We start from the raw sequence: 20,185 nt of genomic DNA, 5'->3' as shown, positions 1-20,185 counted from the left end.
CATCCGCTCTATCACTCACTGTCGCTGCCCCCGAATCCGTGTTTGGATGTCTCTTAGTCGTGGAGCAGAGTGGGTATGGCTGCGTAGACTAACTCTCTGAGTGGGAGGGTGTGTTTCGACAGTGGAGGTAGATACAACCGGTCAGCGCCGCAGGTCCAGAGTTCGACGAGATAGCGCGGCACCGACCAGTATGACGCTGAGGCCGATGAAGACGATCGGAACACCCCTCTCGACGCTTGCAGTTGTCGTACCGACGAAGTCGACGGGTGTCGCCCCGTTGAGCGGTCCGATGTACCACACCAGCAGGTACGTCATCTCGAACAGCCACGATGAACGACTCCATATCCCCATTGCGACTGCGAGCGACGGAGCAAACAACGCACCGCTTGCGATCCCCACGAGTACCCCCATTTGATCGGTAACCACGAACAACGTGAGCAGCCCGCTGGTGACACCGACAGCCACGACGACGCCGCCGAACCATTCCGCGACGAGTTGTTTGACCGGGTGGTTCGACGACAGTACGAGGTCAGCCACTCGGTGCTTTGTGACGCGAACGCCCAGATCGGACCAGACAAAGATCGGCCAGATGAACGCGAGCGGTAGCAACACTCCTCGTACGAGTTCAATCGAGGTACTCGAGGTACCGGGCCTCACGAGAATGCCGATGGGAGCCACGACCAGAGCGACAGCGCAGACGTACCACCACCAACGGTGGCCACGAACTGTAAGCCGCATCTCTGCGGCGACCAGTCGCCAGAAGCTCCAGTTGGTTCGGTCTTCGACGCGCGTCAGCGACATCGAATCGACGGTCGGTGTGTCGGCCGTCTTCTCGATTACTTCGTTGCTTTGACTGACTTCGGGAATCAGGGACCCGAGACGGGACAGCCAACCGGATCCCTCCGAATCGGTACTCGACGATCTTCGTGTGAACGGTATCGTTGCGACGAGAACGGTTCCAATGGCCGGTAGGAGGAGCCCAGTTCGCTGGACGTATATCCACAGCGGCCACGTCCGGCCACTGTAATTGAACATCTGTTCGTCACCGTTGAGTGCCCCGAACGACGGGAGTACACCGCTCGCATCTGGAACCACGGTGTGCAGCGCATCTGCAGTCAACGAGTAGACGGCGAGGTGCCCCATAATGTCGATCGACTTGACCCAAAGCGGCAGTTCGCTCGGGGTGTGTCCCTCGGCCGACTGCAGACCAGCGAGTGCGAACCCTGCGAGGAAGAAGTACGCGATATTTCCGAGCGTTCCACTCAGTCGGTCAACGGTTTCAAAGAGGAGCGCAACCGCACCGACCAGCGCGCTCAGCGGAAGCGCGAGGACGATGATCGGCCCCACCAGCGTCAGCAACTCGGTCGGCCCGACGCCGTGGACGGCGTGGTTGATGACCGTCGCAACTCCGAGTGTGGTAAGGATGACGACGCCGAGACCGATATTGCTCATCCACTTCCCGAGCAGATACGTCCGGTCGGTGATCGTGCTGCAGGCGACCAACTGATCGACATCGTGAATTCGGTCCCGTTCGAGCGTTCCTTTCATGAGATAGAAACCCCCGAACAGCAACACCATTGACCCGGTCATTCCCGCTTTCAATCCGACGAACGCAGACGTGTTCGCCCCGTGGACGTTCGTCACGGCGTCTCCGTTCTCGATCTGGTATGCGAGTTCGATCTGTCCGACATTGACGAGATAACCGAAGAGTGCAACGATAGCGAGGACGACCAGAAGTCGGCGTGACCGCACTCGCTGGAGGAAATCCGCCCGCGCAACGTGATATATTCGTCGCATGTCACACCTCAGTGGGTTGGTCGACCGTGTCGAGATACGCGTCCTCAAGTGTAGCCGGCACTTCCTCGGCAGTTTCGGTCGGGCGACTCTCGGCGATCAATCGAACCTTGACGCCGTCCGAGCGCTGAACGGTGCTACACACCTGATAGCGCTCTCTGAGTTCGGAAAGCTCCGACCTCGGGACGAGGCACTCGTAGACCGTCCCTGACACTCGGTCGATGAACTGATCGACTGTCGAGTGTGTCACCAGACGGCCATTCTCGAGGATAGCCAGTTTGTTCGCCGTCGCCTCGACGTCCGGGACGATATGCGTCGAAAGGAGAACGATCCGGTCCGTAGCGGTGTTTGCAAGCGCGCTCCGCAAGCGAACGCGCTCTTCTGGGTCCAATCCGACCGTCGGTTCGTCGACGATGAGCAGGTTCGGGTCGTTGAGTAGGGCTTGTGCGATCCCGACTCGCTGTCGCATCCCACCGGAGAACGTCTTGAGTTTCCGCTTCCGGACGTCCGTGAGGTTCGTGAGCGCGATCATTTCGTCGATACGAGCGCTGGCGGTCTCACTGTCGAGACCGCGCAACGCGGCGACGTATTCCAGGAACTCCTCGAGCGTCAGGTCCGGGTAGACACCGAACTCCTGTGGGAGATATCCGAGAACCGAGCGAACGACGGCGGGCGACTCGACGATATCGGTCCCGTTCCAGTACGCCGTCCCCGTCGTTGGCTTCACTACTGTCGAAAGAATTCCCATCAGCGTCGACTTCCCGGCACCGTTTGGCCCGAGAAGTCCGTGAATTCCCTCTTCAAGTTCCAGCGATACGTCTCGAATTCCCCACGTTTCCTCCCCGTACTGTTTTCCGAGGTTTTCAATGCTGAGTTTCATACGCGACCCTCATGGGCGGACCGGCAGCGTGCAGTTGGCAGCACTTGATCCGTCCGAGAAGATCGTAATCGGAGTATTGGTGACGAATCGTGATCGTGTGTTGGAGGGAAGTCACAAGTGGAAGATGTGAAACTACCATCATAATACTCACGGAAATAACCACGCAGTTCTGTCTAGCTGGCTCTGGGAGTTCGTCCTGAATATCCAGCCACCGATTTCTAATCCAGCCCCGGTGGTATGCGGAGGTAGCACCCGAAACAACCAGTGAACACCTACTCGACCCAACATGACATCCTCCGCGCCGTAAACGGCGCAGTTTCCTCCGTTGAAGAATTCATGGTCCTCATACAGGTATTGCTCGCCGGGCGTCCTGGTACAGGATTACTAATGCACATCCCCCCTCCTACGTCGTCCCGAAGCGAACGCAGACCAGCGAGAACGCCCAGGCCAAGCGCCTTCTGTAACGCAACAAGGATCGGTAGGAGGCAACCGGAAGTTGCACCTGGGGGAGAACGAGCGGCACTCGACGACGCTGACCTACCGCCGAAAGGAGAACTCCGAGCATGACGACCACAGACAGTAGTCGGTGTTCATGACGAACCGAGGCAGCGGCCTTCTCACGGAGTACGGATACAGGTGGGGGATCGAGAGCGGCTACAAATCGATCAAGCGGGTCATGGGCACCAAACGTCGAAGAATTTCGGGCTACCCTGCTATTTCGCGGTCGCGTGTCTGCTGTACTCAATCTGGTGGACGGTGGACCTGCGTATGCAAGTCGAATTGACCGGTGAGTACGAGCACTCGCCCATCGTGACGGCTGATAACGCGCTGGCGCTGTTAAAGAAGGAAACCGGAATCGGGTCGAGAGACACTCAGGCCGAATTGGAACGGCGTGCGGGCGGATACACTATCCGAAATCTCAAAATACTCCGAGTTAGTTGACTCCACAACAAGAATGCCCGTTTGGAGAGCGATCTGATGTAGATACTGCCCGTCGATTCGCCCGAAACCACGCATCACAGACCCGCTGTACCAACTGTAGTCTCAACCTTCGAGGAGAAATTTCTGTATAGCGTTATTCAATATATACGCTACGTATTACAGTGAATCGTACAGCCCTACGGTGGTTTTGCCCAGAAGTTCGCCGGACCCGCCCACTCACGTTTAGGGCGGTAAACAGCAGTGAACGCCTACGGGGCGACGCCGTACGGGACGCTGCAACGAGTCGAACACAGCTACCTCCGGAGTCAGTGACGAGAACACGCGACGTGCGTGCTCTTATCGACAAACATCGCCGGTCGACGAACTCGGGATACTCGCTGATCCGAAACATCCTCTCTCGTACGCGTGCAGTTCGAGTACGTTCGGGTATCGCGAACTTTCCCTGACCTCGCTCGGTTGCTGATCACGCTCGTCAAGCACAGAGTAGCGAGCTAGATGTTCGGTGATACGAGCTATATTCGTGTTCAGATCAGCTCTATCGTTTGTTTGGACGGATCTGCCAGAATTGGCTTTTAAGTATCCCCGCTATCACCGAGTGCAATGTTCCGAAATAACTTCACGACGGCGTTGCTCGCGCTCCTGGTTCTCACCGCGGGAGCCGTCCCGGCGGCAGCAGCATCGGGCGGGGCCGCGGACGCAGGAGTCGCAGTCACCGTCGAGACGAACGAGGAGTGGACAACGGTCACAGTCGAACAAAACGGGGAGGCTAACGCGGACGCCGAAGTAACGGTCGACGCAGTCGGCGAGGCGGGAACCGACGCCGAGGGCACCTATCGGACAGACGCCAACGGAACGGTCCGAATACCGACGCCCGACGCCGACACACAGGTCACGCTGACCGTCGAGACGGACAGCGCAACCGCCTCGGGCGCGCTCACGCTCTCCGCCTACGACGGCGAGGAGCGGATGGTCCAGGTCGAACTCGACGCCAACGCCAGCGCCGGAGGAGACGGCGAAGCATCGGTCGACGACGCGAACGACTCCGAAAACGAGAGTGAAACGAGCCACGACGGCGGAGCCGAGGGCGAAACCGGGAGCGATACCTCGGTATTCACCGACTTCGATAGCACCGTCGACCTGCTTGACGCGGTCACGGCCGACGTTTCGGTCGGAGTCGACGCCGTCTTGGACGCCGATGACGACGCTGACGGCGACGACGGCGGCGAGACGGCCACCGAGAGCGGCTCCGAGGCGAGCGCCGACGCGTCGGGTGAAAGTAGCGCCGACGTGAATGTCGAGAATGACTCCGACGACGGTTCGACCGTCTCGGTCTCGGCAGACGCTGATGCCGATATCGAGGCGAGCACAGAGGCGGAACTCGGCGGCGAGTCCGAGGCTGACGCCGAGAGCGGGACGGATGCGGAGTCCGAGGGCGAGTCGAGTGCAGAGTCTAACAGCGACAGCGAAGCAGTCGTCGAGGCCGACGGCGAGGCGAACGTCGACACCTCAGCAGCGGTCGACGGTGACGACGGCGGTGACGAGGACGACACTGCGGAAAACAGCGTGGTCACCGTCTGGACTGACCTGTCCGCGACGGTCAGCGCTGGGTTCGCCTAAACCGGTTCTTCACGTCCACAAGACCTATTATCGACGGTTTGAACCTCCTGACTACGAAGCGCGTCGACGCGCGCAACGGCGGACGGGGTCATTTCCATGCAACGTATCACCGAAACACTGCTCGCGGCTGTCGTCGTTTGTAGCCTTCTGGCGCCAGGAGTCGCCAGTGCTGCAGCCCCCACGTCCGGTGCCCCCGCTGACGCGACCGGCGAGGAGCAACCCTCTTCGTTCGCTGAATCCGTCCAGTTCCCCGACAACGAATCGGATAACGAAACGACGGAGCTGACCGATACGGCTGACGCCGTCGACGAGACGACTGCCACCGTCGAGAACACTATCGATTTGACCGCCGAAACGAACGGTACCGTCGACGAGACGACTGATGCTGTCGACGATGACGCGAAAGAGACGGCAGATACTATCGGGAATACGACGGGCGACACTGACGAAGGAGACCGCGGCTCCCTCGTCGTCGATGTCGATGGGGACGTTCATCTGCTCGATGGCGACACGGCGGACGAGCAGGCCCCGGAGACCGTCGAATCCACGGTGTCGAACATCACCGTGGTTACGGCCGTCGGACCGGACGGCGGTCGGCTGACCGCCGACGCAACCGTGGCGCGCGTCATCGACGGCGAGGTCTCGGCCGACGTCAGCAGTGATAGCGGTTCGAGCGAGCCCGTCGGCAAGACGGACGAAGGTGACGTCGGGTCCTCGGACGCCGAGAGCCCCACCTCGGGAGAGAACGGCGACCAGGCACAGGCGTTCACGCCGCTAGGGACGCCCCCGCTGCCCGGCGGCGGCCCGGTCGGGAGTGGAACGGCGGCGTTCGGCGGTGCGCTCGCGCTAGGCCTCGGTTACGCTGGACGGCGGGCTGTCGCTGGAGCGAGCGCAGCTCCCGCGCCCGCTACAACCGTCACGCAGGCTCGATTGTTCGCCTCGCTGCTTGCAGATGCGGTCCGGGCGCGAGAGCTTCCGGACTGGGTCCGGTGGCTCCCGGTCGTCGGTGGCTACAGCCGCTACGACAGTTCCGATCCGCTGGAACACGAGAATCGCGCGGCCATCGTCGACCGTCTGGAGGCCGAACCCGGGACCTACCTCTCGGCAGTCGCCGACGAAACCGGTATTCCCCTGCCGACGGTGCGGTACCACATGAAGATCCTCAGGCACGAAGAGCGCGTTACGTCGGAGGTCATCCGCGGGAAGCGCCGGTATTTTCCGGCGGGCTTCGAGGCTACCGAACTCGCCGCGGCACTCGACGATGCGGCCACCCGGGATGTGCTCCACGCCCTAGAGGCCGAGGAGCCGGCCACTGTCACAGACCTGGCGGACGTGCTAAACCGGGACCCCAGTACGGTCACCCACCACTGCAAGCGCCTCGAGGAGGACGGACTCGTCGAGCGCGAGCGCGACGGTCGGGCCGTACTGACATCGCTGTCGCCCGAGGTACGCGATGCTCTCCGGACGGTCCCCCCGGCCGAGACGGGCGAGACGCCGATACCTGCCGACGACTGAGAGGCGCATCCCCGACTCGGCTCGCGTCGGCTCTCGACCGGTGAGTCTTCGATTCCTCCGGCATCGCCCGCTGCCAGCGACCCGTGCCGGCGAGTGCGGACAGGCTGTGAAGGCCGTCGAGACAGTCCGATGTCCGCCGCGGCCGTGTACCACTCTAGTATGTTATTAGTTAACGATATACAGGTTCGCCTCGGATAGTTACACATGGACAGCAGACGCTACGAGTTCGAGGGAACGGGACCTGACATCGATCCGACGGCGCGGGTTAGCCGAGAAGCGACGCTGGTGGGCGAAGTACATATCGGCGCAGACGCGAGTGTCTGGCCGGGTGTAGTTCTCCGGGGTGACGTTGCGCCCGTTCGCGTCGGGCGGGAATCGCACGTCGGGGACACGGCAGTGCTACACGCTTCCGCGGTCGGGGAGAGAGTTATGGTCGGCCACGGTGCCGTGTTGAACGACGCCGCCGTCGACGAGGGGTCTCTCATCGGCTTCAACGCGACGCTCAACTCGGAGGTGACGGTCGGCGAGAGAAGTATCGTCGCCTCCGGCACGACGGTTCCGGATGGGTACGATATCCCGGCGGAGTCGTTCGTCCGCGGCGTTCCGGCCCAGGTCACGCCGCTCGAAGAGACGACGATCGACCCGGAGGAGATATTCGAGGCCCACTCGTCGGGCGAGTACACTGACTTGGCAGGTCGCCACGGGGACCTGTTCGGGTGATTCCCACACCGTGCTGATTTGCCTGCTACGGACGCTTTTCCACCCGTTCTACAGATCCTGTGTGGCGGATGTATCCAGCCCTTCGTACTCGGCGATCTCCGACCGCACGCGGTCATCGATAGGCCGGGTTTCGCCCGTCTCGCGGTCGACCGACACCTGGACTGTTTCGCCGGTCGCCATGACCTCGTCGCCCGCCCGAATCTCGTACTCCATCGAGAGGCTAGAGTCGCCGATCTCCGGCACTCGCACCGCGACCCGCACGTCGTCGTCGATCGTGATCCGATTTCTGTAATCGATCTCAACGTGCGCGAGAACGGCCTCGATCTCCGACAGTGATACGTCGAGTACGTCCGAAAAGTAGTGTTTTCGGGCCTCTTCGAGGTAAGTCGCGAAAACAGCGTTGTTTACGTGCCCCATGAAATCGATGTCGCGGACTCGAACCGCCAGCTCCGTCTCGTACGAGTACTCGGTCATCGGTTCCGAGTTCCGCTCCGGGAGATTTCCGTCTATCGAAACCTATCCGCTCCACTCGCCGCCGATGTCGCTGCTGACGCGGTCTTTCCACAGGTCGAAACTCGTCTCGCAGGCGTCGCTCGCGTCGAGGTGGTCAATAAACCCCGCACCGGGGTCTGATAGTTCACCGTCGCAGAACGGACAGGTGTTCGGGTCGCTCCACGTGGGTGCGTCCGGGGCGTGCTGGCTCTGAGACATTGTAGTCGTAGATCCAACGAACCAGTTGATAAAGGTTAGTCTATTATGTATTACTTGGATATAATGTGATAATATACCATGCAATGACCAATAACGACATACGATCAATCACTACCCGACCAGTAGACGTTCGATCTCGTATCCCCGTTGACAGACAACCGTCGGACCGAGAGATGATGCTCCACGTCAGGGTTATGTGCACTCTGTGGATCGACCCGATACCGGAAGGCACGCTCTCGTCGTTCCTGTATCCAGATCGAAAACCCCTACCTGTCGCCGTCCGAAGTTGTGGTCATGTCAACTGTCCGCGCTCGACAGCGAGCGAAGGAACGACCGCTCGTCGTCACGGCGCTCCTGTCCGCTCTCGGATACGCGCTCGTGATCGGCGCGTTTGCCGGTGCCGTCCCCATCTTCCCCGACATCGGCCGCGAAACCGTCGATCTGCTCTCGCACGCCATCGCCGTCGTCAACACGCTTGCGACTGCGTCGCTCGTGCTCGGGTGGTACTGGATCCGTCAGGGCGAGGTGCGGAAACACCGAGCGGCGATGCTTTCGGCGTTCGTCCTCATCCTCCTGTTTCTCATGCTGTACCTGCCGAAGGTCGGGGGAGGCGGTGAGAAACACTTCGTCGGGCCCGAGACGGTGCGTCTCGCGTACCTGATCATGCTCGCTATTCACATCGTACTGTCCGCCGTTTCGGTCCCGGTAGTGATCTACGCAGTGGTGTTGGGACTGACTCACTCTCCCAGAGAACTCCGGGAGACACCTCACGCCCGGGTCGGACGAATCGCGGCTGGAACGTGGATACTCAGCCTCGTTCTCGGCGTTGTCACGTACGTGATGCTCAACCACGTCTACGACGCGACGTTCGTCCCGTCGTAGGCGAAATTCGTCTGCTGCGGTGGTCGTGTGCGTTCGCGACACGTCCGCGGTGTGGTTTAGTGGCATCCGAATGAACATCTGCTAATGAGTCAGTCAAACGACGACGTCGCCGACCTCGCTCCGAGCGCGAAACTGGTTTACAAAGTTCTCGAACACAACGGCCAACTGACCCAGCAGCAGATCGCCGAGGAGTCGCTGCTCCCCGACCGCACCGTCCGCCACGCGCTCTCGGAACTCGAGTCGAACGAGGTCGTCGAGGAACAGATCCACTTCGCGGACGCGAGACAGCGTCTGTACAACTTACAGTAGCCCGTCCGCACTACCCTAACCGCTTCAGTTCGACGGCGTGCGGTCCGTCCTCAGTCTCCAGCGTGACGCGGTCGAGCATCGTTATCGCCGACCGCCACTCCTCGACCGCTTCGACGTGTCGGTCCCGGTGGCGGTCCGGCGTGTACTCGACGTCGTCCGCCGCGCGGAGTTCGTCTTCCGTCTCCTCGGGTTTCGGATACGGGGGTACCTCGGCGACGATGTCTCTCGGGTCGAGATGGACGGGATCGCCCTCGCCGACGAACTCGGCGGCATCGGATTCGTGGACCCGGGCTCGCATCCGACCGCTAAACGGCGGCGTCACTCGGAGCACGACCGTTCGTGGGCTCCGCAACGTCGCTTCCAGCGCGGCGACGATGTCCTCCCGAGTGATGGCGATCGAACGGATCGCTGTCGGGTCGTCTGACGCCATGCCTGTCGATCCGCGCCGCAGGTAGTTCAGATTCACGGAAGTGGTTGCCCGGACGGCGGTTCGGAATTCGCGCTCTACCGGGTTCCCCGGTTCCTGGCTCTGTGGGTGCTCTCAGGTTTCCCCGAGCCGTCCGAACAGTGTACACACTGTGCGCCAGAGCCGTGTGAGAATTCCACGCAGACTTGAGCATTGAGCACAGTTTAAACATTGTACACATCTTAGACAGTGCACACATTCCAAACATTTTATACAGTCCAAACACTGTCCACTGCCTATACTCTGAGAACTGTGTGGCTGCATCCTCCGACTGGAGTCCACTTCGACGCGTTTTGCCCTCTCTCGTTAGACCGCCCCGGCCAGTCAACAATTTCCACACATTCTACAATTTCTTAACATTCTCGGTGGTTTAAAATACCCAGAATGTGTGAATACGGCGTATGAAACCTCGCCTGAATGCGCTGGACGGTCCGTACACTCCGAACGTTTCCCACGGTGCAGACTGTTCACACGTTCTAAACACTCCACACAGTCCACAATGTGTAGATGGCCGGAGCGGGGGTCCACGATGGTAGGGACGAACGCAGTCAGCGTCGCCCTGCAGAAAGGCGGCGTCGGCAAAACGACGATAGCGATCAACCTGGCCGAGCGTCTCGCGAACAGGGGCAACGAGGTGTTGTTGGCCGACCTCGACCAGCAGGGTAACGCGACCGAAGGCGTCGGACTGGCGGACGCGTACGAGGCCGAACGTCATCTGGGTCATCTCCTCGACGACGACGATCCGACGACGCTCGGTGATATCATCCGAACCACGGACGCGTTCGACGTCCTACCGGCGAACGCCGACCTCGACGAGGTGGAAAACACGATCCGGAGCAACACCTTCGGCGCACTGTGGATCCGTAACCAGGTTGTCGAACCGGCCGTCGGCGGGGACTACGACTACGTCGTCGTCGACTCGCCCCCGGACATGGGACCGCTCTCCGACGCGTCGCTCATCGCGACCCAGAACGTCGTCGTGCCGATGCGGATGAGCGAACAGAGCGCGAGCGGGTTCGAGCGCATGTTCACGCAGCAGGTCGCGCCGATTCGCCAGGAGATGGAACTGGACGTGCTCGCCGTCGTTCCGAACGTGCTGGAGGGCGACAACGAGGAAAAGCGGATCATCGCGGACCTCGAGGAATCGCAGTTCGGCGACCTGCTGCCGGCGTTCGCACGCTCCGACCACTTCGACGACCCGTCGTCGCCCGGTCCGGGAATTCGCAAGCGTGTGGCGCTGAAACGCGCCTGGCGGGACGGTCAGCCCCTCGCCGCGTACGACTCCGAGAGCGACATGCTCGAACGGTTCGACCGTCTCGCAGCCATCGTCGAGGAGGGGACGACGGATGCCTGACGAGAACCGGTTCGCGGGTATCGCCGACGCGGTCGAGAACGAGGGCGACGGGAGCGGCGCGGCCGGGGAAGAAAACGAGTCATCGACCGCCGAAAGCGACGTGGCCGGCGGTCGCTCGTCCGAAGACGACTCGATAGATGGGGAGTCGCCGTCGGGCGATGCGTCGGCAGACGACGCCTCTACACCGGACGGCCCCGTCGCGTTCGAGTTCGACGACACCGTTCAGAAGTCAGTGTACGTCCGGTCGGAGACGTTCGAGGCGCTAGAGGACGCCGAAGCGCTCGTCGACGCCCGGTTGCGAACTGACCACGAGGTCAAAAACCTCACCCGGCGGGAGTTTTTCGACGCAGTGTTTGCGGAGGCTGCCGACGACACTGACCGCCTCGTCGAGCGTATTCTGCGGATGCGCGAAAAATAGCCGACTGCCGTCCTACTCCGTCAGGCGTTCGTACTGCTCGTCCGTGAGGTCTATCTCGGTGGCGGCTACGTTCTGTTCGAGGTGGTCGACGCTCGACGTGCCGGGGATCGGGAGCGTCACATCCGAGTGTTCGAGTAGCCACGCCAGCGCGATCTGTTGGGTGGTGGCGTCGTGCGCCGCCGCGACATCGTCGACGACAGACTCTTTCTCGCCGAGGTCGCCCGCGCCGAGCGGGAAATACGGGATAAACCCGATGTCGTACTCCTGGCAGGCCTGGAGCACGTCTTCGTTCTCGCGGTTTCCGACGTTGTACTCGTTCTGTACCGTCGCGACATCGACGATTTCGCGGGCCCGGTCAAGTTGCTCGACGCTCACGTTGCTGAGACCGACCTGACGGATCTGGCCCTCGTCTTTGAGTTCGGCCAGCGCGGTCACGGAGTCTTCGAACGGCGTGTCCGGGTCCGGTCGGTGGTGCTGGTACAGGTCGATAGTGTCGGTTCGCAGGCGGTCCAGACTCGCGAGGACGGCGTTGCGCAGGTAGTCCGGGTCGCCGTGGGGTAGCCAGTCACCGTCGACGTTTCGAAGGAGGCCGCCTTTCGTTGCAACTACGACGTCGTCCCTGTCGCCGAGGGCCTCGCCGATGAGGCGTTCGCTGACGCCCGGGCCGTAGGAGTCGGCGGTATCCACGATATCGACGCCGATATCGACGGCGCGCTCTAGCACGTCTTTCGCGGCCTCCTCGTCGTCCGGCGGGCCGATGATATCTTCGCCGGTCAGTCGCATCGCGCCGAACCCGAGGCGGCGGACAGTGAACTCGCCGCCGACGTCGAACGTGTCGCTTCTGTTTTCGACCATGTTCACCGGGAAGTACCGCACGGCAAAAGACCTAGGAGTACCGGAAGGGAGTGCGGCCCTGGTAAGCGTTCCGGGCCCGAGTATGAGCGTCGCGTACACCGGCCCGTCGGAAAGGCGCGCTCGTCCGCCGGGAGACTGCTGGACGATTACGTCGTCAGTTCGGTCGCGCACTTCGGCAGTTCGGTCGCGCACTTCGTCAGTGAGCGCCTGAAAACGCTCGCACGAGAGCGACCGCACACCCATTCGGTCGACGGGCATGGAGATGAACAACGGAGTCGTTCGCCGACTGGGACAACCCCGACGACAACAGACCGGAAACGCGGCGACCCGCCCTCTGCGTCAGTACTTCTTGAACAGGATGGCTTTCACGTCGTCTTTAGTCTGTACCTCTTCCGAACCACCGTCGGGCAGGTCGACGACGTACCGCGTCTCCTCCGAGTCGGCCCGTTCCCACTTGTCGTCGTGCGTATCGAGGAGGTTCATCATCGCAGAGAGTTTGTCGTCGCCGCCGTCCTCGGACGCATCGTCGTCGGCCACTTCCTCGTCGGCGGAAGCGTCGGTCGACGATCCACCCGTCTCGTTCGCGTCGTGACCGTCCGGTTCGTCAGCATCGTCCCCCTGAACTCCGTCCGCCGCTGCGGTGGCGTCGAGACTATCGTCCTCGGCGGCATCCAGAAGGTACTGGAGGGCGTCCCTGGGCCTGACGTGGCCGTACGTGACATCCGCCGCGAGGGACTCGCGTAACGCGTCGAGTTCCTCGTACTGCTCGTCGGTCACCTCGATGCTCTTCATGGTCAGTACGGTTACACTCGTCAGTAATTAATCTACCCGAGCGCGCGTCATGCGACCGCCTCGACCGCACGGCGCGTTGTTTCGAACGATCGATCCCCCATACGGAGAGAGTTTCCCCTCGGAAATCGACGGACGGCGGGATGTCTTACGGGGAACAGGTCCGGAGACGCTGCAAGCGCTGAGTTCTCACTCGGAGTGTCCGACAACGCCCCTGTTACTGTCTGACAGGGGTTTAATGTATTGGCCGTCTTGAGAATACTTCCACGTGTTCGCACGGCACTGCGACACGGACCGGAGGAAAACGCATGATAAACGGTGAGGACGACATCGACAACTGGGAACCGTACCCGGAACCGGGCGTGTACTGCAATCGCTGGGATCCGGCTGAGCCGGAGGAACTGACCGAACAGATCGTCTTGGCTGTCTCCGCGCTCTTGGGGGAACGACCCGAAGAGATGCAACCGCTACACAATCGCGTCGACGTCGATGCGCTCCAACAGATGTTCGCGGACCGAGCGACTGGCCGCGCTCGGTCTGATGGGTGCCTGTCGTTCGTCCACGAGGGGTGTCAGGTCCGGATCCACGGCGACGGCCGTCTGTACGTGAGCAACCTTCCGGACGGCAGCAGTCCCCCGTCGCTCGTGTAGCTGGCACAGTCACTACGGAGTGAACAGGAACGGATGACAGTCACCGCGGATGAAATAGGAACTGATGACGGTTCCCACGGATGGAATCGGGAAAGGACGGCTACTGTCCGAGACCGGGACGCCGTTGTTCGCGCACGTCTCGTCCACCGAACCCCGAACGGCCGAAGTCAACGAGTCGCGGTTTGTAAGGTGGTCGCGGTCGAATGGCTGTTACATGGCAGCGTCGACGGTCACGGTGTACACGCGCGAGAACTGTCATCTCTGTGAGGAAGCGCTGACGACGGTCCGATCCGTCGCCGAGTCGGTCCCCCGAACCGTCACGATAGACGTCGTCAACGTCGACGAACGGGCTGACCTCCGAGAGGAGTACGGGGACCGCGTCCCGTACGTGCTGGTCGACGGGACGCCGAAGTTCAAATACCGGGTCGATGAGTCGGAGTTACGCGGTGTACTCTCGGATCCGTAGGGGTTTGACGCGCAGTAGGTCAGGCCGAATACATCGCTTTAGCCCTTCCTACACCGCCTTCACGGCGTCCAACACGTCTTCATAGGGAGGTTCGTTCGTCGGATCGTCAGCGACCCACGAGTACGTGACAGTACCCTCGTCATTGAGGATAAACACGGCCCGGTTCGCAATTCCGAACAGGCCGAGTTCCGGGATGTCGGTTTCGAGGTCGTACTCCCGAATCGTTTCCCCGCTCATGTCACTGACGAGGTCGAACTCGATGCTGTGTTGGTCACGGAACGCCCCCTGTGAGAACGGTGAATCCGTGCTCACGCCGAGTACGGTCGCGCCGGCCGTTTCGAAGTCGTCAAGGCGCTCCTGAAACGCGACCATCTCGTTCGTACACGGCGGCGTAAACGCGCCCGGGAAGAACGCGAGGACGACCGGGCCGTCGCCGAGGTGCTCACTGAGGTCGAAGTCCTCGTGATCGCTCGTTCCTTTCGTCGCCGAAAATACGGGTGCGGAATCGCCGGTGGAGAGCATCGTCCGAGAGTACGTTCCGGTACCAGTTAAAGTCGGACACGAACATGATATCACCGTTTGTTTTCCCAACCTTTCGTCTGAAGTCATCGACCAACACCGGCAGCACACGAGCGACGGGAGAAGCACCTCGACTGCTATGTCCCCTGTTCGACGAGTCGGGCGTAAGCGAACAGACCTCACGAAGAGGTTCGCCAAAGATCCTATTCGGGTCCCCTCGGAAACAAAAAGACGATGTCCACCGACCTCGATCTCCGCGATCAGCCGCAAGCAAAACACCGTGAGCAGATATTTGATGCCCTTGACGGCATCGACAGCGGTGATTCGGCGGCAATCGTTGGAGGCCAGGAGACGGATGTGTATCTCCACTGGTACCAGATCAAACGCGGGTGCCGGTTAGAGTGGCAGACGAACCAAACAGCTACTGAAACGGGAGAGATCCGGGTCACGAAAGCGGACCGGATCGGTGAAACAGAACTGGCCGAGTTCGACGTTCGGGAGATGCCACCGCAACGCCGCCACGAGACCCTGAACGATACGTTCGACGCTCTCGACCCGGACGAGGGGTTCGTCCTCGTGAACGACCACGACCCCAAACCGTTGTATCACGAACTGCGGTCAACCCGTGGAGAGACGTTCGACTGGGAGTATTTGAGCCGAGAACCGCAGGAATGGCGGGTCAAGATCCTCAAGACGGAGCCGTCGGACCCGGCTGACGATGACGTGATCACGAAGTTTGACGTGCGCGAGATTCCGAAACAGGAGCGTCACCCGACGATTCATCACCGATACGGGATGATACCGGTTGGAGAGACGATGGAGATCGTCGCTCCGCACGAACCGCGGCCGTTACGCGGTGAGTTTCGGGACCGGTACGGAGAATCGTTCACCTGGGTGGTAGTCGCGAACGAGCCTGGCCGCTGTCGCGTACAGATCACCAAAGACGGAGACGCGGAAACCGAAACTACGGACGAAAGCAGTGCATCGTCGGCACCGCATCGCTCGCTAACCGTGAAAACGGAGTTGGACGTTCGCGATCTGCCACCCGCTCAGCGCCACGAGAAGATCTTTGAACAGTATGACAGCCTCCAGTCCGGTGAAGCGTTCGTTCTCGTGAACGACCACGACCCGAAGCCACTCTATCACCAGTTCGATGCGGAGACGGGTGACGAGTTCAGGTGGGAGTATCAACAGCAAGAGTCCGGTGAGTTCAGAGTCTTGGTCGGAAAAGACGAAGCGAACGAGTCTGAGACGGACAGAAACGAGAGCCCCAACGCACCGTTTTAACCGCAGCCGAAGCGACTCGGACCGCTGTCGACCCGGATCCGAACGGTCGACAGCGCGTTCGCCTCTCGGCAGTCGCTGGCCAAACAAGTCGAGGAACCGATGGGTCCACCACGCACGGAGAGTCAGATAGGGAGGTCAGTCGTGGAGACCACGTTCGCGTGATCAATCGGAAGTCGCTGCGCCACCGGGCTGGATCTCCCGTACGTCAGTCATGTACTCTTTCAGGACGCGTTCTTCGGCCCGATGGAGGATTTCACTACACGTCGATTTCGCGATGTCCAAGTCGTCTGCGAGCGCCACCAAGGAAGTCCGTCTCGGTGTGTCGTAGTACCCGCGGTCGATCGCTTCGTCAAGCAACCACAGCTGGCGGTCGGTCAGGAGCGAGTCCGACTCCACCTCCTGTTGGATCCGTTCGACGGTGTACGCGATCCCGAAATCATCGAGCGTTTCTCCGAGTTCCGAGAGGTTCTGCTGCGGGATCGTTGCTTCGAGCGTCATCTCGCCGTCTCGGACCTCGAAGGGCATATCTAGCGGAACGCCAGAGCTCTGGAGCGAGGTCATCAACAGCGGAACGGTCGTTTCGACCTGTATCCGTCTGCTATCGGCGTCGGCCTCAAATACCGTCAGATCGATCACCGAGTCGTACCCCCGGATCGCTTCGCAGATGGTGGTAGGGTCGTCCCCGAGTATTTCGATCCGTGCGACTCTAGTCGCGGTGTTTGCGGTCGCCGCGAGAACGCGAAATCCGGTGTCCGGATTCGCCCGAGAGACCTCACCGATCCATATGGAGTCCGGGATCGTAATCCCGAGTTCTGTGTAAGGCATGGTATCGTGTATTTCGGTCCTCGGACCGTCCGCCGTCGAGTCGGTCCGATTCCCTTCACCCTCGGGTTTTCGGTCGGCCTAAAAATATATTGATGGGAATATCTTCGGGGTTGTTTGAAGTACTGCGTCACACTCGTCGTCCTCAGTTCAGTGTCCTATCTGTCGGTCCCGGTTCGATGTCCAATTCCCCCTCACAGTACGAGAACGGGTTCTCCCGAGGATCTCAAAACGGGGCGTCCGGCGATCCCCGACTAGTGCTTTCGTTCTCCCTGGCTCGCTCCATCGGATTAGAGCCGACTGCTGCGCTGTCCGCTGGGTCGGCAGACACGTCGCCGGTCGCCAGATACATCTCCTCGAGTTCCGCGAGTTGGTCGTTGATCGCATCGCTCTGGTGGTGCATGGGTGCCGCGCGGACTCGGACGAGATCGTACTCGTGGCGGTCGGCGAGGCCGTTCCAGGCGCGAAACGACCCGATCGTCAGCGTATGGGTCTGCGGGCAAAACGGCGTCGTCGGCGTGAACTCCGCGCGCAACACGCGGTCGAACCCGGCTTCGTCGATGGCGTCGTCGACTTCGTCCCGTTCGACGGCGTAACGATATCCGGCGTTCCTGTGGCGCGTATCGAGGTTCAACCGCGCGAGATTGTAGTTGAACGTCATGTCGTAGACTTTCCGTTCTTCGAACAACTCGCGAGTCAACCGGTGGAACGCGACGTGATCCCTCCCTTCGAGGACGGCGTGACCCTCGAGAAACCGCTCCGGCCTCGGAGCGTTGTCGGGGACGAACTCGTCGTAGCTATCGAACAGCGTGTCGTCGTTCCCTCCGAACGGGGACGGAATGGTCGGCATACACGGGTATAAACCGCCAATCGGGGTACTACTGTTGCCGGAGATATTCGCGGGCGAGAGACACTGACGGACAGCCCTCAGTTCGAGTCACATCCGCCCCGGTATAAAACTAACCCAACTTCCCCAGGGCCATGTCGTGCTTCGGACGAGCCAATGAGAGGAGACGGCAGCGTGCGGGGAGGCGGATCGCGTGAGAGGAGATAGCCGCGTGAAGAGAGGAAACAAATGAGAAGAGGACTGGGCCGTGTGGGGGGGGGTGGCTACCGGATGTAAAGGGATGAGCCGCGAGAAGGGAATAAGCCGCGCAGGGAGGGCTGTGACGCGCGGGAGCGAAAGGTCTGTGCGTCACTACTCGCGTTTGTGGGAGTGGCCGATCAGGAGCATAACCAGATTCAGCCCGAGCAACGCGAGAAACGTCACGGTTTCGGAGGGGTTGGAGAGCCCCGTCGCGAGCAGGGGAACGTGCAAGAACGGGAGAGCGATAGCCGACCAGAACGCGAGCATCTGGAACGGCGTGGTGAGGGTGTGTTCGTCAAGCTGTGCGAGCAGCGACGGGACGGATCGAGTCGCGTCGCCGTCAGCGGCGATGTTGTCGTTGTGTGCGGAGGGGGCGGACATAGTGTGACACCTCGGTGAGTGTACTCAACCGTAGACACTACACCATCATATAACGGGGCGAGGCTTCGGACCATTTCGAACGAATTTACCAGAATAGAGAGTGTATTAGTCGTTTTATAACAGCCTCAGAAACCCTCTAACAATTCATAACCCCATCTAAGGCCGCAATACCCGATCGAAGCCGAAATGAAATATTCGTTACTTCACCGGGCATATCGCTCGTCAGTGGAACCGATCAGACGCCGGACTGGTCAGACGCTGTCCAGACCGCAACGCCGTCCGGTCGAAGCGACTGCTCAGCGTGTGGACAGGTGTCCGAGTCGTTTTGCTTTGACCGAACGTACGTGGAACTATGACCCGTTACCGCCGATTGGGTCTGACCGGCGACGTGATGCTGGGTCGAAAGGTGAACGAGCGCCAGCGCGGACGTGATGCGACGGCAGTGTGGGGCGATACGCTCGAACAGTTGCGCTCGTTCGACGCGCTCTGTATCAACCTCGAGTGTTGTCTCTCGGGCCGTGGTACCCGATGGACCCGTACGCGTCGCCCCTTCCACTTCCGAGCGGATCCGGACTGGGCAGTCAGGGCCCTCGAAGCCGCCGGCGTCGACTACGCCTGTCTCGCCAACAACCACGTCCTCGACTTCGAGGAGTCGGCGCTTCGAGACACGCTCGACGAACTCGACGCCGCCGGTATCGGACACTCCGGCGCAGGCCCGACTCGGTCCGAAGCGCTGGACCCCGCGACAGTCTCTCTCGGAGAGTTGACCGTTGCCGTCGTCGCGTTCACTGACAACACGCCGGAGTACGCTGCGGACGAAGACAGCCCCGGGACGGCGCGCGTCGAGATAGACGTTGACGACGATCGAACCCGTCGTCTCGTGACGGAATCGCTCGACCGCGCACGCGCGGCGGACCCGGACCTGATCGTCGCGTCGCTCCACTGGGGACCGAACATGGTCGAGGAACCGCCGGAGTCGTTCCGTGAATTCGGCCGATGGCTCGTCAACCGCGGCGTCGACCTGATCCACGGCCACAGCGCGCACGTCTTCCACGGGGTCGAACTGTACGACGGCGCACCGATCATCTACGACGCGGGTGATTTCGTCGACGACTACGCCGTCGACCGGACGCTGCGTAACGACCGGAGTTTCCTGTTCGAAGTACTGGTCGACTCCCCGGAGGGGAACCCGCGTGAACTGCGACTCGAGCCGATCGAGATCGAGAACTGTACGGTCAACCGGGCGGACGACGAAACCGCCGACTGGAGCCGCGAGCGGATGCGTGATCTCTCCGCGCCGTTCGGTACGACGTTCGATCGGGACGGCGATGCACTGGTGACGGCGGTCGACGGCGACGCGTCAGGTGAGCCTAACGACGGTACATGATTAAGCCAGTTGGGGTAGATCGATGGACTATGGGCGACACGAAGGAAGGGCGAGAGAAACAGGCCCGCGACGAGGAGCAACGCCAGCGCGAACGGGAGATACAGGAAGAACAAGACCGTGGCGACGAGGAGGAACCGGACGAGGAAGAGGATGACGCGAATTCGGCGGACGAGGAGTAGAAGTCGAAAGAGAGGTGACGCGAATTCAGCGGACGAGGAGTAGAAGTCGAAAGAGAGGTGACGCGAATTCGGCGGACGGGGAGTAAAGGCCGGAAGAGAGAACCGAACCGGGACCGACAGAGGGAGGAACGAAAAGGCGAGACAGCGCAGAGAGG

The 20,185-nt window shown here is 61.1% G+C and carries 23 protein-coding genes and 1 pseudogene; 13 read left to right on the top strand and 11 right to left on the bottom strand.

The annotated features are described in order from the left end of the window. Positions 1 to 141: 141 nt before the first annotated feature. Both EYW42_RS18490 and EYW42_RS18485 read right to left on the bottom strand, forming a co-directional pair. On the bottom strand, positions 142 to 1,797 hold the full coding sequence (locus EYW42_RS18490; protein WP_135536924.1) for an ABC transporter permease: 1,656 nt from the start codon (positions 1,795 to 1,797) through the stop codon (positions 142 to 144). Between the two features lies 1 nt (position 1,798). Then, the gene (locus EYW42_RS18485) at positions 1,799 to 2,674 is read right to left on the bottom strand and encodes an ABC transporter ATP-binding protein (protein WP_135536923.1); all 876 of its coding nucleotides are present in this window, start codon (positions 2,672 to 2,674) and stop codon (positions 1,799 to 1,801) included. 401 nt (positions 2,675 to 3,075) lie between these two features. Between EYW42_RS18485 and EYW42_RS20240 the strand changes: the two are divergent. The 4 genes and pseudogenes from EYW42_RS20240 to EYW42_RS18465 form a co-directional block, all read left to right on the top strand. Beyond that, a pseudogene (locus EYW42_RS20240) lies at positions 3,076 to 3,535 on the top strand (transposase); the annotation flags it as partial. 681 nt (positions 3,536 to 4,216) lie between these two features. Beyond that, positions 4,217 to 5,233: a hypothetical protein gene (locus EYW42_RS18475; protein WP_135536922.1), complete on the top strand. Its 1,017-nt coding sequence runs from the start codon at positions 4,217 to 4,219 to the stop codon at positions 5,231 to 5,233. 96 nt (positions 5,234 to 5,329) lie between these two features. Then, positions 5,330 to 6,748, top strand: coding sequence for a winged helix-turn-helix transcriptional regulator (locus tag EYW42_RS18470; protein WP_135536921.1), 1,419 nt, complete (start codon positions 5,330 to 5,332; stop codon positions 6,746 to 6,748). A gap of 204 nt (positions 6,749 to 6,952) precedes the next feature. Beyond that, positions 6,953 to 7,468 (top strand): gamma carbonic anhydrase family protein, encoded by a 516-nt coding sequence (locus EYW42_RS18465; protein WP_135536920.1) that lies wholly within the window; start codon positions 6,953 to 6,955, stop codon positions 7,466 to 7,468. Between the two features lie 48 nt (positions 7,469 to 7,516). Here the strand turns inward: EYW42_RS18465 and EYW42_RS18460 are convergent, their stop codons facing one another. Then, positions 7,517 to 7,942, bottom strand: a complete 426-nt coding sequence (locus EYW42_RS18460; protein WP_135536919.1) for an acyl-CoA thioesterase — start codon at positions 7,940 to 7,942, stop codon at positions 7,517 to 7,519. 42 nt (positions 7,943 to 7,984) lie between these two features. Continuing rightward, a complete protein-coding gene (locus tag EYW42_RS18455; protein WP_135536918.1) occupies positions 7,985 to 8,179 on the bottom strand; it encodes a DUF7501 family protein in 195 nt (64 codons plus the stop codon). 294 nt (positions 8,180 to 8,473) lie between these two features. Between EYW42_RS18455 and EYW42_RS18450 the strand changes: the two genes are divergently transcribed. Then, entirely contained in the window at positions 8,474 to 9,061 is a 588-nt protein-coding gene (locus EYW42_RS18450) for a DUF420 domain-containing protein (RefSeq protein ID WP_135536917.1), read from the top strand. Between the two features lie 84 nt (positions 9,062 to 9,145). Next, positions 9,146 to 9,370: a winged helix-turn-helix transcriptional regulator gene (locus EYW42_RS18445; RefSeq protein ID WP_135536916.1), complete on the top strand. Its 225-nt coding sequence runs from the start codon at positions 9,146 to 9,148 to the stop codon at positions 9,368 to 9,370. A 10-nt stretch (positions 9,371 to 9,380) separates the two neighbouring features. Here EYW42_RS18445 and EYW42_RS18440 read toward each other — a convergent pair whose 3' ends face one another. Continuing rightward, entirely contained in the window at positions 9,381 to 9,800 is a 420-nt protein-coding gene (locus EYW42_RS18440; RefSeq protein WP_135536915.1) for a hypothetical protein, read from the bottom strand. Between the two features lie 565 nt (positions 9,801 to 10,365). On the opposite strand from EYW42_RS18440, the gene EYW42_RS18435 reads away from it, so the two are divergent. Then, positions 10,366 to 11,190: a ParA family protein gene (locus EYW42_RS18435; protein WP_202613969.1), complete on the top strand. Its 825-nt coding sequence runs from the start codon at positions 10,366 to 10,368 to the stop codon at positions 11,188 to 11,190. Further along, positions 11,183 to 11,608 (top strand): hypothetical protein, encoded by a 426-nt coding sequence (locus tag EYW42_RS18430; RefSeq protein WP_135536913.1) that lies wholly within the window; start codon positions 11,183 to 11,185, stop codon positions 11,606 to 11,608. The genes EYW42_RS18435 and EYW42_RS18430 overlap by 8 nt, the downstream gene beginning before the upstream one ends. A gap of 12 nt (positions 11,609 to 11,620) precedes the next feature. On the opposite strand, the gene EYW42_RS18425 is transcribed toward EYW42_RS18430, so the two are convergent. Then, on the bottom strand, positions 11,621 to 12,463 hold the full coding sequence (locus tag EYW42_RS18425; protein ID WP_135536912.1) for an aldo/keto reductase: 843 nt from the start codon (positions 12,461 to 12,463) through the stop codon (positions 11,621 to 11,623). Positions 12,464 to 12,802: 339 nt separating this feature from the next. Continuing rightward, positions 12,803 to 13,255 (bottom strand): hypothetical protein, encoded by a 453-nt coding sequence (locus EYW42_RS18420; protein WP_135536911.1) that lies wholly within the window; start codon positions 13,253 to 13,255, stop codon positions 12,803 to 12,805. Positions 13,256 to 13,560: 305 nt separating this feature from the next. Between EYW42_RS18420 and EYW42_RS18415 the strand changes: the two genes are divergently transcribed. Both EYW42_RS18415 and EYW42_RS20655 read left to right on the top strand, forming a co-directional pair. Next, positions 13,561 to 13,902, top strand: a complete 342-nt coding sequence (locus EYW42_RS18415) for a HalOD1 output domain-containing protein (protein WP_135536910.1) — start codon at positions 13,561 to 13,563, stop codon at positions 13,900 to 13,902. Between the two features lie 214 nt (positions 13,903 to 14,116). Then, positions 14,117 to 14,368, top strand: coding sequence for a glutaredoxin family protein (locus tag EYW42_RS20655; protein ID WP_135536992.1), 252 nt, complete (start codon positions 14,117 to 14,119; stop codon positions 14,366 to 14,368). 48 nt (positions 14,369 to 14,416) lie between these two features. On the opposite strand, the gene EYW42_RS18405 is transcribed toward EYW42_RS20655, so the two are convergent. Next, positions 14,417 to 14,890, bottom strand: coding sequence for a redoxin domain-containing protein (locus EYW42_RS18405; protein WP_135536909.1), 474 nt, complete (start codon positions 14,888 to 14,890; stop codon positions 14,417 to 14,419). Positions 14,891 to 15,121: 231 nt separating this feature from the next. Here EYW42_RS18405 and EYW42_RS18400 point away from each other — a divergent pair, with 231 nt between their 5' ends. Beyond that, positions 15,122 to 16,174, top strand: a complete 1,053-nt coding sequence (locus EYW42_RS18400) for a DUF2249 domain-containing protein (protein WP_135536908.1) — start codon at positions 15,122 to 15,124, stop codon at positions 16,172 to 16,174. A 162-nt stretch (positions 16,175 to 16,336) separates the two neighbouring features. On the opposite strand, the gene EYW42_RS18395 is transcribed toward EYW42_RS18400, so the two are convergent. The 3 genes from EYW42_RS18395 to EYW42_RS18385 all read right to left on the bottom strand — a co-directional run bounded on the left by EYW42_RS18395 (position 16,337) and on the right by EYW42_RS18385 (position 18,464). Further along, positions 16,337 to 16,999, bottom strand: coding sequence for a helix-turn-helix domain-containing protein (locus EYW42_RS18395; RefSeq protein ID WP_135536907.1), 663 nt, complete (start codon positions 16,997 to 16,999; stop codon positions 16,337 to 16,339). A gap of 223 nt (positions 17,000 to 17,222) precedes the next feature. Continuing rightward, positions 17,223 to 17,846 (bottom strand): hypothetical protein, encoded by a 624-nt coding sequence (locus EYW42_RS18390; RefSeq protein ID WP_135536906.1) that lies wholly within the window; start codon positions 17,844 to 17,846, stop codon positions 17,223 to 17,225. 348 nt (positions 17,847 to 18,194) lie between these two features. Beyond that, positions 18,195 to 18,464 carry a hypothetical protein gene (locus EYW42_RS18385; protein WP_135536905.1) on the bottom strand — a complete coding sequence of 90 codons (270 nt, stop codon included), beginning with the start codon at positions 18,462 to 18,464 and terminating at the stop codon, positions 18,195 to 18,197. A gap of 352 nt (positions 18,465 to 18,816) precedes the next feature. Between EYW42_RS18385 and EYW42_RS18380 the strand changes: the two genes are divergently transcribed. Beyond that, positions 18,817 to 19,851: a CapA family protein gene (locus tag EYW42_RS18380; RefSeq protein WP_135536904.1), complete on the top strand. Its 1,035-nt coding sequence runs from the start codon at positions 18,817 to 18,819 to the stop codon at positions 19,849 to 19,851. A gap of 29 nt (positions 19,852 to 19,880) precedes the next feature. Then, complete coding sequence (locus EYW42_RS20035) at positions 19,881 to 20,030, top strand: hypothetical protein (RefSeq protein ID WP_202613968.1); 150 nt, start codon at positions 19,881 to 19,883, stop codon at positions 20,028 to 20,030. The last annotated feature ends 155 nt before the right edge of the window (positions 20,031 to 20,185 follow it).

Source organism: Halostella pelagica, assembly GCF_004762015.1.
In the GTDB taxonomy this organism is placed as follows: Archaea; Halobacteriota; Halobacteria; order Halobacteriales; family Natronoarchaeaceae; genus Halostella; species Halostella pelagica.
The sequence above is the reverse complement of the archived record's forward strand: the minus strand, read 5'-3'. Positions and strand labels throughout refer to the sequence as shown.